Source organism: Desulfoferrobacter suflitae, from assembly GCF_022603395.1.
GTDB classification, from domain to species: Bacteria; Desulfobacterota; Syntrophobacteria; order Syntrophobacterales; family Syntrophobacteraceae; genus Desulfoferrobacter; species Desulfoferrobacter suflitae.
This window is the reverse complement of sequence record NZ_JAIBKA010000004.1, coordinates 193639-206389: the sequence shown is the minus strand read 5'-3', so window position 1 is coordinate 206389 and position 12751 is coordinate 193639. Positions and strand designations below refer to the sequence as shown.

Sequence of the window (12751 nt, the reverse complement as noted above, 5' to 3'; positions counted from 1 at the left end):
TGCTATGGATGCACTCTGTTTGGGTAAAAACGCTGCAGGATCACCTGGTCTATCAAAATGGCCAGGGGCACAGCGAACAGACCGACCGCAGCCGTTATCCAGTTAAACGAATCGAACTTGAAAGCGATGATGAGCGGCAGTGCCAACAGACCAAACCGCACAAGGACGGAGCCGAAAGCAAAGGCTGTTGCTTTGCGGCGGGCATACCCCAGCTGGCGGGGCAAGACATGAGCCATGATCACGAAGTTGAACACACTGAACAGGGAGCCCAGCAGCAGACCTCGAGCCGCCGGCTTGTAACCGACGGCAAAAAGCAGCACAGCCACCACAACGCAAGCTCCAAATGCCTTGCGCGCAAGTTGCCGCTGGAACTGGCGTAAGCCGGTTATGTCCTGCTGACTGTCGTCCGTCATGTTATTCCTTAGGCAAATGCGTGATCTGGCGGTAAACGGTGATTGCTCCCCCAAGGATTCCCAGCAAGATAAAGATGACAAGGATTATACCACGGCTGTGCAACCATTTGTCCAAAAAGTACCCAATCATGAAGCAGAAGAGGATGGAACCCGCCATAGTCAGCCCCACCTGACTGACTAGAGCGAGATACTCCACGAAATCACGCCTCTTTTTAAACTCGTCACTCATGGAAAATTCGCCCACTCCTAAAGACGGATACCTTGTAGCACGTCTTCGTCTCTTTGTGAAATATTTTCTTTGTTGAACGCCGTTTCTTTACCGATCTTTTTTGGCAGGTCCCCCATGCCCCGCGGCGGGGCGGACAGCCTGCACCACGGCGCCTGGTGCTTTGTGCGCAGACGGCTGCCGAGGCAACGGGCCGAAGCAGGCTAGTGAAAGAAAACGCAAAACGCATCCCCGAGAGACGGCCGGGCACAAAGTCGTTTGCACATGAATCGGGACTTATGATAAGTCTAACCGTCGGCTGCCCCGGAACCATCCCCCTGGAGCAACCGTCCCGCGTATCACAACGGTTAAAGCTATCCTTCCGGAGGTACACTTTTGATGACAGCCTTCAAGTTGACCCCAGGCGACGCCGGTCTCGGTCTGCGCTGCAGGGTTCTGACATTGGTTGTGACGGCTTCACTGGCGCTCGGCTGTTGCTCGAGCGGGTATGGCGCCCAGGGATTTTTCCGCCCGCTTCAGCAGAAACTCGTTCAGGACGGTTTTGCGCCCGATTTTGTCATGAGGGTCTATCAAGCGAATCCGTCACCGTTGTTCGAAACGGTGGCAAGCACTCTGCGAATCCGCGAGAGCAAGCTCAACTACAAGCAGTTCCTGCAACCGGCGGCTATGGCGAAAGCAAGACAATTCATGCGCACCTACGGCCCAATACTCAGCGATGCCGAAAGAGCGTATGGCGTGGACAAGTGCGTCATCGTCGCCATCCTGTCGGTGGAAACCCGTTTCGGCAGTTACACCGGCTTCACCCCTACCCTCAATATTCTATCCACATTCGCCGTAATGGATCGCAAGAGCTATCGGGACATCGTATGGAATCTGCTCTCTGCAAAAGATCAAAAACGTTGGGGGCGTGAAGCCTTTGACAAAAAGCTTGTGCAACGATCCAAATGGGCCTACGGGGAGCTCCATGCGCTGCTCACCTGGGCCGATGGGGAGCCTTCCAGGATACGATCTTTTAAGGGATCGTTGATGGGTGCCATTGGCTGGCCGCAATTTCTGCCATCCAGCCTGGTTCAGCACGGAGCTGACGGCAATGGCGACGGATACGTTGATCTGTTTGATCCCAGGGATGCCATAGTCAGTGTGGCCAGTTACCTGTCCGCCCACGGCTGGAAAGACTACGGAGACCGAGCTCAAAAGGAAAAAGTCATCTACGCTTACAACCACAGTCAACCTTACGTGGACACCATCCTGGGAATAGCCGGCAGGTTGCAGCAAGATGCGGGCTGAGTACGGCTCTACACCATAGAGTGTCCGAAATGCAGCGGACTTGCAAGGGTGCAGGTTGGCTAGTTGATTGTGTGGCGCTTTACGAAATCGAGGGTCCCAGACGCTCCGCCAGCATTTTTTCCACCGGCTCCGGCACCAACCCGCTGACGCAGCCGCCCGACATGACGACCTCTTTGATGATGCGGGAACTGATGTAAATCCACCGCATGCCCGTCATCAGATAGAGAGTCTCAATTTCATTGCTCAGCTTGCGGTTCATCAAGGCCATTTGAAATTCATACTCGAAATCGCTGATGGCACGCAGTCCTCGCAAAATAGCCCGGGCATTAACCCGTCCGACGTAATCGACCAGCAGCCCCTGAAAGGCGTCGACCTTCAGTCGATCGTTGAGCGGGTGATCCCGAAGGGACTCCTCGATCATGCGGAGCCGCTCCTCAAAACTAAACACCGGTTGTTTAGCGGGATTTTTCGCAATAGCAACAATAATTTTGTCGAATATCTTCAAGCCGCGATCCAGCAAATCAAGATGACCATTGGTGATCGGATCAAACGAACCGGGATAGACCGCCACCTTATCCATAAACACTCCTTTTCAGCTCCATGTGCCCCTGATTTTTATGCTGGTTGGAGAACATCCTTCATATAAAAAGAGACTATGGTAGCACCATATTTTCGTTGTTGGCCCAGCACCCAATCGCCCCATCTCGCAGGCACGAGGTCTTTGGTATGATGTTCGGCCACCACCAGAGCATCCTGTGCCGTCAGTCGATCCAACAGACCGAGGGTTTTCTCTACGTGCCCATGTCCATAGGGAGGATCCAGGAACACCATCTGAAACTTGTCGAACGGCTCCTTTTGCCCATGCCTCACGAGCCTGTCCAGCACCCTGCCGACGGCTCCCCGCACCACCAAGGCGCGCTCCTGCACCCCACAGATCTTGATATTGACCGAAATGAGTCGAATCGCTTCCGCCGCGTCATCAACAAAAACGGCCTGGGCAGCTCCTCGACTGAGGGCTTCCAAGCCTAAAGCTCCAGTGCCGGCGAACAGGTCCAGGACCCTGACATTTTGCAGGCGTGGCCCGACAATATTGAAGATCGCTTCCCGCACTCGATCACTCGTGGGGCGGATGCTCATACCCTTGGGAGCATGCAAACGCCTGCCACGAAATTCGCCGGCCACAATGCGCATTGTCGTCTATATCAAGCCCCGTTCGACCAAAACCTCAGCGATTTGGACTGCATTGGTCGCAGCTCCCTTTCTGATATTGTCCGCCACCACCCACAGGCACAGTCCATTTTCCACCGACGGATCCTTGCGAATTCGTCCCACCAGCGTGTCATCTTGACCTGCGCAGTCAATGGGCATGGGATAAAGTTTTTCGGATGGCTCATCAATGAGCTTGACACCGGGGGCGGAAGAGAGCAGTTGACGCACCCTGTCAACGGTTACGGGGCGTCTGGTTTCAATGTTGACCGACTCCGAATGGCCGTAGTAGACGGGCACCCTGACGGTGGTCGCGGCCACTCCAATCCGCTCATCATTGAAGATTTTCCTGGTCTCGTTGACCATTTTCATCTCTTCTTCGGTGTATCCATTGTCCAGGAACGCCCCTATATGAGGCAAACAATTGAACGCGATCTGATGCGGATAGACCTGCCAGCTGGCCTGTTCCCCGCTGTTCAGTGCCTTCACCTGCCGGCGCAGTTCCTCGATGGCTTTCTGGCCGGTCCCCGAAACAGCCTGAAAGGTCGTCACTATAATCCTCTTGATGCCGGCCGCATCATAGATCGGTTTCAGCGCCACGACCATCTGAATCGTGGAACAATTGGGATTGGCAATTATCCCGGAGCTCACATCGATGGCCTCGCGGTTTACCTCCGGGACAATCAGCGGAATTTGCGCATCCATGCGGAAAGCGCTGGAATTGTCCACCACCACGCAACCATGCTGCGCGGCAATGGGAGCAAACTTCCTGCTCACACCGGCTCCGGCGGAAAACAAGGCCAATTGCAGCCCGGCAAAAGAATCTTCGCGCAGTTCTTCGACAGCTATGCCGCGCCCATGAAATGACAGTACTTTCCCGACAGAGCGAGCCGAAGCCAGAAGCCTCAACTTCCCGACCGGAAAGGACCGCTCTTCCAGCACACGGATCATCATATTGCCAACCGCTCCGGTCGCCCCTACAACGGCAACATCAACTGCTTTGTCTTGCATATTAGCAAACTCCATGGATTCAAACGATGCAGCGTTCAGGTCAGTGGGTCGCAATGTGATCGGCCACCAGATCACCGACCTCACTCGTACTGTAACCCATGTGCCCGGCAGAGAGACTCTTGATGTCGCGGGACACCACTTTCCTTATGGCCTGCTCGATTCGTCTGCCGGCCGATGCTTCCTGCAGTTGTTCCAGCATCATTTGCACCGCAGCAATGGCGGCCAGCGGATTAATGACATTTTTGCCGGTGTACTTGGGGGCCGAACCGCCTATGGGTTCATACATGGATACGCCCTGCGGATTCAAGTTCCCACCGGCCGCTATGCCCATGCCCCCCTGGATCATCGCACCGAGATCGGTGATGATGTCGCCGAACATGTTATCCGTCACGATGACGTCGAACCATTCCGGATTCTTGATCATCCACATGCACGTGGCATCGACGTGGGCATAATCCTTTTCAATGTCGGGATATTCCCGCCCCACCTCGTGGAACGCCCTCTCCCAAAGATCAAATGCATAGGTCAGAACATTCGTTTTGCCGCACAGGGTGAGCTTTTTGCGTTTGCCGCGCCGGCGACAGAAGTCGAAGGCAAAGCGCAGGCAGCGTTCGACACCCATTCGGGTATTGATGGACTCCTGTATCGCCACTTCATGCTCCGTGCCTTTGCGCAGGAAACCGCCCGAGCCGGCATAGAGGCCCTCGGTGTTTTCCCGAACCACAACGAAGTCAATATCCTCCGGCTTCTTGTCTTTCAACGGGGTCTCCACTCCCGGGTAGAGGATGACCGGGCGCAGGTTGATGTACTGATCCAGCTGAAAGCGTAGCTCCAGCAGTAACCCTTTCTCCAAAATGCCCGGTTTCACACCGGGATGGCCGATAGCACCCAGAAGAATACTGTCGAACCTTCTCAGCTCTTCAACCACGCTCGCGGGAAGAGTCTCCTGAGTGCGCAGATAGCGTTCCCCACCAAGATCATAATGAACTTCTTCCACCGTGAAATTTTCCCTGGCCGCGACAGCCTGCAACGCCTTCAGTGCCTCGCGAACGGCTTCAGGACCGGTACCATCTCCAGGAATTACTGCAATGCGATAGCTACGATTTGCTCCCATGAATCTCCCCATCTGTCTCTTTGAATTGGAAAGTCAACCTGAACCCGGGTCACTTTGCCGGCTGTCCTTTCGGCTTCCTCAGTTGCGCACCAACGTAGGCCATGAGCCCTCCGGCCTCGAGCAACTCCCGCATGAAAGGCGGCACCGAATGCGCTTGGTATTCCTGCTGCCGGGAATGGTTCACGATACTGCCGCGACTCAGGTCGACCTCCACCTGGTCGCCTGCCTCGATGGATGCTGCCGCCTCCGGGCATTCCAAAATGGGCAGTCCCATATTGAACGCGTTGCGGTAGAAGATGCGCGCAAAACTGTGTGCCACCACACATCCCACTCCCGCTCCCTTGATCGCAATGGGAGCGTGTTCGCGCGAAGAACCACATCCGAAGTTCCTGCCGGCAACGATGATATCACCCGGTTTGGCCCTGGCTGCAAAGGATGGATCCGCATCCTCCATGCAATGAGCCGCCAGCAGGGCCGGGTCGGTGGTATTGAGATAGCGTGCCGGGATGATGGCATCGGTGTCGACGTCGTCTCCAAATTTCCAGGCTTGTCCTTTAATTTTCATTGCTTGTACTCCCGTGCCTTACTGGACTTCGTCCGGATGTGCAATCCGGCCGGCAATCGCTGATGCCGCCGCTACAGCGGGGTTGCTCAAATAGACCTCACTTTCCACGTGCCCCATGCGGCCGACAAAATTGCGATTGGTGGTCGCCACGGCTCTTTCTCCCGCCGCCAGAATTCCCATGTGCCCACCCAGACAGGGCCCGCAGGTAGGCGTGCTGACAGCGGCCTCGGCCTCCAGAAAAATTTCGAAAAGTCCCTCGCGCATGGCCTGTTGATAGATCCATTGGGTAGCTGGAATGATCAGACAGCGAACCTGCGGAGCAACCTTCTTGCCTTTCAATACGGCGGCAGCCTGGCGCAAATCCTCAAGGCGGCCGTTGGTGCAAGACCCGACCACCACCTGATCGATGCGGATCTGCGGCAGCGCCGTCACCGGTTTCACATTTTGCGGCGAATGAGGCAGGGCGACCATAGGTTCCAGGGCGGATACGTCCCAGTCATAGACCGATTCATAAACGGCATCCTCGTCGCTGCGGTAAAATTCATAGGGCCGTTTTGCACGGGCCCGCACATATTCTTCCGTTACCGCATCGGGGGCAATGATACCCACCTTGGCACCGGCCTCTATAGCCATGTTGCACATGGTGAAGCGATCTGTCATGGGCAGTGCTTCTATCGTTTCGCCAACAAACTCCATCGCTTTGTAGCGAGCTCCGTCTACCCCGATTTGGCCAATGGTGTGAAGAATCAGGTCCTTGCCTCCGACCCACGGTCTTCTTTGGCCGCGAAATATGAACTTGACGCTGGCGGGCACCTTGAACCAGATCTTGCCGGTGATCATGGCCGCCGCCAGGTCCGTGCTCCCCACCCCCGTGGCAAATGCTCCCAGAGCCCCATAGGTGCAGGTGTGGCTGTCCGCTCCGATCACCACATCCCCCGGCAGCACCAGGCCCTGTTCCGGCAACAGAGCGTGTTCGACTCCCATGCGCCCCACTTCATAAAAGTGCACCAGCTGCTGCTCTCTGGCAAACTCGCGCAATGTTCTAATCTGCATCGCCGAGGCGATGTCCTTGTTTGGTGCAAAATGATCCGGAATCAACGCAACCCGTTCCCTGTCAAACACTCGCTCGGCACCTGATTTGCGAAACGCCTCGATGGCCAGAGGCGCGGTAATATCGTTGCCGAGGGCGAAGTCGATACCGGCTTCGATCAGGTCATCGGAACGCACACTCGATTGACCTGCATGTTTGGCCAGAATTTTTTCGGAAATAGTCATAGACGTCATTTTAGCTTTCCCACTAAGTGCTACAACGAAGCTTCCTTGCACGGCCTGTGGTCATAGACGCTCCTTCTCTCCGGAACACCGGCAAGCGAGGGAAGAGAGCTGCGTTGCAGGGTTAGAATTGTCACCTAAATCCGTTGATCGCAACCGCAAGCCACGCGCATTCACTTCACTGGCGCGGCTCCGGCGATTGGCTTTCTTCTACTGCATTGGTGTTCGCCTGATCAGCCGGCAATTCCGTTTCCGTGTGCTCCTCGGGTGTTGCTTCCTCCCGTTTCAAACGCCGCAGCAGATAAATGACGGGACCTGAAAGCAAGTAGATGAGCAGCAGCAGAAACAGCATCATGCCGGGCTTGACGGCAATAATACTGAGGCACACAATGACCAGAAAGAGCGTGGGCAGCACCTTGCCTTTGATCACTTCGAGATCCTTGAAGCTGTAATAGGGAACGGTGCTGACCATGAGAAAACCCAAAACGTAGGTGGTGAATAACAGCGGCAGGGACGATACGCTGGAAGAAGCGACCTGCCAGGGGTGTATGAAGAGTACTGTGGTTGCCACCATGCTGGCAGCACCGGGAATCGGCAATCCAACGAAGTAACTCTTGCTGACCGTATCCACCTGCACATTGAATCGCGCCAGCCGAAGCGCGCCGCACGCTACAAAGACAAAGGCCGCCAGCCAGCCGAGCCGCCCGAACGGCTTGAGCGCCCACAAATACATCAAAATCCCGGGCCCCACTCCAAAAGCCACCAAGTCCGCCAGTGAATCGTATTCCACTCCGAAACGGCTCGTCGCTCCGGTAAATCGAGCCACTTTGCCATCGAGGATATCAAAGACGCACGAGACCAAAACGGCGACCGCCGCCATCTGAAAATTGCCGTTGATGGAATTGACAATGCCAAAGAAACCGGAGAACAAATTGGCCGTGGTAAAGAGGTTTGGGACAATATAGGTGCTTCTCGGTATCTCTCCGTCTTCCGTACGTCGCCACCTCTTTTTGCGTGGGCGCTTGCGCTTTATTTCAGCCGACATAGTACGGTTTCTCCCCCGCAGACACGGTCCCCTCTGGACACCATCACCTCACTGTCAACCGGCACGTAGAGATCGGTCCTCGATCCGAATCGAATCATGCCGTAGCGTTCGCCCCGCGCCACCCGATCCCCTAAAGTGGGCCAGCATACGATGCGTCGGGCGATCAGACCCGCCACCTGCGTCACCACAATGTCCTGTTCCGTATCGGTCTTGATCCACAACCAGGCTTGCTCATTCTCGCTGCTTGCCCTGGCCAGGTTGGCGGCCAGATACCTGCCTTTCTGATAATAGGTATTATGAACCACACCCGAATAGGGAATGCGATTCACGTGCACATCGAAAATCGACAAAAAGATACTGATTTTTGTGACAGGTCCCTCGACAAAACGACTTCCCTGCACCCTCTCGATTGCGACTATCCTGCCATCGGCGGGCGCAACCACGTCCCGCTCCCCGGTGGGTACTACTCGTTCGGGATCACGAAAGAAATGACCAATAAACAGGGTCAGGATCATGAGCGGCCAGGTCAAAATCGGCTGACCGAGCAGCGCCGTGATCACCGTTACGAAAGCTGCAGCACCAACGTATGGAATACCCTCACGGGCAAATGGAATATGTCGTGACTTATGGCGAAAGTCTTCTAAACTCACGGCTGTTCCTTGTGCTGTCAACGCGCCCGAAACGATCTGCGCAGACAATCGAAGCAGCCTGATCGGCTGCCGTCCATTACTCCTTCAGCACCTTTGCATCCAGAAAGGGCATCATTGCTCTGAGCTTTGCTCCCACCTGCTCGATCAGATGGGTCTTCTCGCGATTGCGCAGCGCTCGAAACATCGGACGTCCCGCTTGATTCTCCAAAATCCACTCCCGGGCAAAGGCCCCCGACTGCACCTCCTCCAATATCTTCTTCATGGCGGCTCTTGTTTCCTCGGTTACGATTCTCTTGCCGCGCGTCAGGTCGCCGTATTCGGCCGTGTCACTGATGGAATAGCGCATATATGCCAGGCCGCCTTGATACATCAAATCCACGATCAGCTTGAGCTCATGCATGCATTCAAAATAGGCGATCTCCGGCTGATAGCCCGCTTCCACCAGGGTATCGAAACCCGCCTTGACCAGTTCCGCGGCACCGCCGCACAGAACGCTCTGCTCCCCGAAAAGATCGGTCTCGGTCTCTTCCTTGAAGGTAGTTTCAATCAGACCCGCCCGCGTTGCACCGATCCCTTTGCCATAGGCCAAAGCTGTCTGTCGAGCCTGGCCGCTGGCATCCTGATGCACGGCAAGCAAACTCGGGACTCCGGCACCCCGCACATATTCACTGCGAACCAGGTGCCCCGGACCTTTGGGGGCGACCATGACGACATCCACCTCGGGCGGGGCAACGATCTGGCCGTAATGGATGTTGAAACCGTGGGAAAAGAGTAAGGTCTTGCCGGCTTTCATGGAAGGGGCCACATCCTCGCGATAGAGACGAGCCTGAACATGGTCCTGGGTCAGAATTTGAATGACGTCGGCCTGGGCGGCGGCCTCACTGGCCGATACCGGTTTAAACCCGTCTTCCACGGCTTTCTCATAATTTGCAGATCCAGGGCGTTGGCCTACAATGACATTGACACCGCTTTCACGCAGGTTCTGAGCCTGCGCATGGCCCTGACTTCCATATCCGATCACTGCAACCTTCTTGCCGCTCAGTACATTCAAATCCGCATCGGCTTCATAGTAAATCCGCATTACTTTCCTCCATCTGAAATGAGCGCATCACACTTCTTCATTTGAACCACTTTAGCCCGCTACGCTACCCAGGAGGCTGGCCGGCAATTCCGTCAACAGGTCATTCCGACCCGGGTCGGAATCCGGCAAGGCTCATGGTTGCTGGATTCCGGCGTACGCCGGGATGACTCGAAAGTACGCAAGCGCAATTGTCGAACAGGCTCCCGGCTTCCACCTGAAAACCCCTCACCCGACCTTCCCTCCATTGGCGAGAACAACCAGCGGGTTTCCACCTGGAAATCAACCCATGTCCGAGCGTCTCAGACCCGATTTCCCAATGATCGCAACACACCTCCAGGAGCCGACCGGCAATCATACCGACGCTGTTTGATCCCTTCCTGCCTGGCACGGGAACCCCCGTGCGTGACCCCACAGGTTCCGTTACCACATGATCTTCACGGGGCCCGACGAGCTACTTTACAACCCCCCCGGGGGGGGAAGAGGTCCATCTCCAAGCGAAGACAACGGATGGGACTCCATCAAAGCGCTGTGGGGAGGCAAGATTTCCAGACAGGATGCTGCGACCGAGAACACTCCAAACATCAATGCTTTTTGGCTCTGGCCATGGCCACCTTTCCGGTGCGAGCCACTTCCGTAATGCCTAACTGCCCGAGGAGTTCCAGGATGGCAGCAATCTTTCCGTCATCACCGGTCACCTCAATGGTGTAGAAATGAGGACTCACGTCAACCACCTTAGCGCGGAAGATATCGACGATGCGCAGAATCTCCGCCCGCGTTTGTTGATCTGCCCGCACCTTGATGAGCGCCATCTCGCGATTGACGAACTCCATCTCGCGAAAATCGATCACCTTGATCACATTGATGAGTTTATTGAGCTGCTTGACAATCTGTTCGAGCACCTGCTGGTCTCCGGAAGTCACCAGCGTGATGCGTGATTGCCCCGGATCGATCGTTTCGGCCACTGTGAGGCATTCAATATTAAACCCCCGTCCACTGAAAAGGCCCGCCACACGCGAGAGCACTCCCGGACGGTTTTCGACGACAACACCGATGGTATGTTTTTGTCCGTTGCTGTGCATGTTCATAAGTTACACCAGTAGCATTTCTGAAATGTTCTTTCCAGCGGGCACCATGGGGTAAACCCCCTCCTCCTGCGCCACCACAAACTCCATAAGAACCGGCTTTTTTATCGAAAAGGCCTCGCGAATGACCGGCTCCACCTCCTCCGCCCTGGTTGCTCTTAGCCCGACAGCACCGTAGGCATCTGCCAGTTTGACAAAATCCGGGGCAGCGTCCAGGCACGTGGCACAGTAATTCTTGTCATAGAAAAGTTCCTGCCACTGCCGCACCATGCCGAGATAGCGGTTGTTGAGAATGGCCACCTTAACCGGCAGGCAATTACACACGGCAGTGATCAGTTCCTGAATGTTCATCTGGATGCTGCCATCGCCCGCAATATCAATCACCAGGCGGTCAGGAAAAGCGACCTGCGCGCCAATGGCAGCCGGCAGCCCGTAGCCCATGGTTCCCAGTCCTCCAGAGGTCAACAGGGTGCGGGGTTTGTTGAAGTGAAAATACTGCGCCGCCCACATTTGATTCTGGCCCACCTCCGTAGTGACAATGGCATTGCCGTTGCACAACTCATAAAGCTTCTCGACGACATATTGGGGCTTGATGATGTCCCCTTCCTGTTTGTAGGCCAGTGGATAGGTTTCTCTCCATTGGCGGATCTGCTCCATCCAGGCAGACCGGGCTTGCTCAATATCTTCCAAGGGTTCCTTTTCACACACCTGGATGAGTTTCTGCAGTGCGTTTTTGCAGTCTCCCACAATGGGGATATCCACCACCACGTTCTTGCTGATGCTGGTGGGATCCACGTCCACGTGGATGATTTTCGCCTTTGGGGCAAACCCGCTGACTTTTCCCGTCACCCGGTCATCAAATCGAGCACCCACGGCGATCAGCAGATCGGCGTTAGAAACAGCCATGTTGGCACGAAACGTTCCGTGCATGCCAAGCATTCCCAACCACCACGGGTTGAGCTCTTTTCTGCCGGTCGGATCTTCGAGCATGGCCGGAAAGCTGCCCAGGCCCATCAAAGTGGTTGTCACCGGCGCCTGGATCAGCTCGGCAAAGCGAGCCAGCTCTTCGCCGGCTTCCGCTATGATGACCCCTCCTCCAGCGTAAATGACCGGCCGCTTGGATTTTTTGATCGCCTGGTGGGCCCGTTTGATCTGCCCCAGATGAGCGTCGAGGGTTGGACGGTAGCCTTTGAGCTCAACCTTTTTGGGATAGCGAAACTCGATCTGCGCACCCAGAACATCTTTTGGCAGATCCACCAGGACCGGTCCGGGGCGGCCTGTGCGCGCCAGAAAAAAGGCTTCCTTGATGACCGTGGCCAGGTCATCCACATGCTTCACCAGATAGTTGTGCTTGGTGCACGGGCGCGAAATGCCCACGATGTCAACTTCCTGAAAGGCGTCGTTGCCGATCAGCGCTGTTGGTACCTGTCCTGTGAAAATGACCATGGGCACTGAATCCATGTACGCGGTGGCTATCCCGGTCACCGTGTTGGTCGCTCCGGGACCGGAGGTCACCAGGCACACCCCCACTTTGCCCGTTGCCCGGGCGTAACCGTCTGCCATGTGCGCGGCACCCTGTTCGTGGCGGACCAAAATATGGCGAATGTCATACTTGGGGAGCTCGTGGTAAATGTCGATGACGGCGCCACCCGGAAAACCAAAAATGACTTCCACCCCTTCCTTCTGGAGACATTCAAAAAAGATTTGTGCGCCTTTGAGTTTCATAAGAAGACCTCAATGTTCCAAAGTTTAAAGACCGGCAAAACAATCCCGGCCTTTGGTTTGCAACCAGTTAACAT

General features: G+C 55.6%; 14 protein-coding genes. 1 reads left to right on the top strand and 13 read right to left on the bottom strand.

The genetic code is table 11. The features are described 5' to 3' along the window. Positions 1-2 precede the first annotated feature (2 nt). Both K1V27_RS08535 and K1V27_RS08530 read right to left on the bottom strand, forming a co-directional pair. Entirely contained in the window at positions 3-413 is a 411-nt protein-coding gene (locus tag K1V27_RS08535; RefSeq protein ID WP_258929252.1) for an ATP synthase subunit I, read from the bottom strand. Position 414: 1 nt separating this feature from the next. Beyond that, the gene (locus K1V27_RS08530) at positions 415-642 is read right to left on the bottom strand and encodes an AtpZ/AtpI family protein (protein ID WP_258929251.1); all 228 of its coding nucleotides are present in this window, start codon (positions 640-642) and stop codon (positions 415-417) included. A 375-nt stretch (positions 643-1017) separates the two neighbouring features. Between K1V27_RS08530 and K1V27_RS08525 the strand changes: the two genes are divergently transcribed. Further along, the gene (locus K1V27_RS08525; RefSeq protein ID WP_258929250.1) at positions 1018-1926 is read left to right on the top strand and encodes a lytic murein transglycosylase; all 909 of its coding nucleotides are present in this window, start codon (positions 1018-1020) and stop codon (positions 1924-1926) included. A 79-nt stretch (positions 1927-2005) separates the two neighbouring features. On the opposite strand, the gene coaD is transcribed toward K1V27_RS08525, so the two are convergent. From coaD to ilvB, 11 genes are all read right to left on the bottom strand, one after another. Next, a complete protein-coding gene (gene coaD / locus K1V27_RS08520; RefSeq protein ID WP_258929248.1) occupies positions 2006-2506 on the bottom strand; it encodes a pantetheine-phosphate adenylyltransferase in 501 nt (166 codons plus the stop codon). Positions 2507-2541: 35 nt separating this feature from the next. Further along, positions 2542-3117 (bottom strand): 16S rRNA (guanine(966)-N(2))-methyltransferase RsmD, encoded by a 576-nt coding sequence (rsmD, locus tag K1V27_RS08515; protein ID WP_258929247.1) that lies wholly within the window; start codon positions 3115-3117, stop codon positions 2542-2544. 6 nt (positions 3118-3123) lie between these two features. Then, positions 3124-4143, bottom strand: coding sequence for an aspartate-semialdehyde dehydrogenase (locus K1V27_RS08510; RefSeq protein ID WP_258929245.1), 1020 nt, complete (start codon positions 4141-4143; stop codon positions 3124-3126). A gap of 40 nt (positions 4144-4183) precedes the next feature. Beyond that, entirely contained in the window at positions 4184-5257 is a 1074-nt protein-coding gene (locus K1V27_RS08505) for a 3-isopropylmalate dehydrogenase (protein ID WP_258929243.1), read from the bottom strand. Between the two features lie 49 nt (positions 5258-5306). Then, positions 5307-5822: a 3-isopropylmalate dehydratase small subunit gene (locus K1V27_RS08500; RefSeq protein ID WP_258929242.1), complete on the bottom strand. Its 516-nt coding sequence runs from the start codon at positions 5820-5822 to the stop codon at positions 5307-5309. Positions 5823-5840: 18 nt separating this feature from the next. Next, positions 5841-7097, bottom strand: coding sequence for a 3-isopropylmalate dehydratase large subunit (gene leuC, locus K1V27_RS08495; protein WP_353740553.1), 1257 nt, complete (start codon positions 7095-7097; stop codon positions 5841-5843). Positions 7098-7272: 175 nt separating this feature from the next. After that, the gene (gene pssA / locus K1V27_RS08490; RefSeq protein ID WP_258929239.1) at positions 7273-8139 is read right to left on the bottom strand and encodes a CDP-diacylglycerol--serine O-phosphatidyltransferase; all 867 of its coding nucleotides are present in this window, start codon (positions 8137-8139) and stop codon (positions 7273-7275) included. Further along, positions 8124-8789, bottom strand: coding sequence for a phosphatidylserine decarboxylase family protein (locus K1V27_RS08485; RefSeq protein WP_258929237.1), 666 nt, complete (start codon positions 8787-8789; stop codon positions 8124-8126). The genes pssA and K1V27_RS08485 overlap by 16 nt, the downstream gene beginning before the upstream one ends. Before the next feature lie 76 nt (positions 8790-8865). After that, on the bottom strand, positions 8866-9870 hold the full coding sequence (ilvC, locus tag K1V27_RS08480; RefSeq protein WP_258929236.1) for a ketol-acid reductoisomerase: 1005 nt from the start codon (positions 9868-9870) through the stop codon (positions 8866-8868). Between the two features lie 581 nt (positions 9871-10451). Next, positions 10452-10949 (bottom strand): acetolactate synthase small subunit, encoded by a 498-nt coding sequence (ilvN, locus tag K1V27_RS08475; RefSeq protein ID WP_435051664.1) that lies wholly within the window; start codon positions 10947-10949, stop codon positions 10452-10454. A 9-nt stretch (positions 10950-10958) separates the two neighbouring features. Continuing rightward, on the bottom strand, positions 10959-12677 hold the full coding sequence (ilvB, locus tag K1V27_RS08470; protein WP_258929234.1) for a biosynthetic-type acetolactate synthase large subunit: 1719 nt from the start codon (positions 12675-12677) through the stop codon (positions 10959-10961). Positions 12678-12751 lie beyond the last annotated feature (74 nt).